Annotated in this window: 1 pseudogene; it reads left to right on the forward strand. The window is 73.7% G+C overall.

Going from position 1 to position 449, the window contains the following annotated elements:
• Nucleotides 1-449 (forward strand): annotated as a pseudogene (locus AACY19_RS27330) (TolC family protein); the annotation flags it as partial.

The raw sequence follows: 449 nt of genomic DNA on the forward strand, positions 1-449 counted from the left end.
TCCGCGCCCAGATCGCCGCGCTGGAGCAGGCGGTCCGCGACGACAAGGACACGGTGGAGCTGACCCGCAAGGCGATCGCCGCGGGCGGCGCGGCGCCGGCGAACCAGGTGGGCGCCACGACCCAGCTGGCCCAGGACAGCGCGCTTCTGCCGCCGCTGCGCCAGCAGCTGTCGGAGGCGCGCCACCGGCTGGCGCTGCTGGTCGGCCGCGCGCCGTCAGAATGGGCGGCGCCGGACTTCGACCTGTCCAAGCTGGAGGCGCCGGCCGAGATTCCCGTCAGCCTGCCCTCGGCCATGGTGCATGACCGTCCCGACATTCGGGCGGCGGAGGCGGACCTGCACGCGGCGGTCGCCGACGTAGGGGTGCAGACGGCCAAGCTCTATCCGGACGTGCGCCTGTCCGGCTCGATCGAGCAGGGGGCGCTGACGCCGGGCAATATCCTGAGCTAC

Origin of the sequence: Pseudomonas sp. EA_5y_Pfl2_R50 (assembly GCF_963970475.1) — a bacterium.
GTDB lineage: Bacteria > Pseudomonadota > Gammaproteobacteria > Pseudomonadales > Pseudomonadaceae > Aquipseudomonas.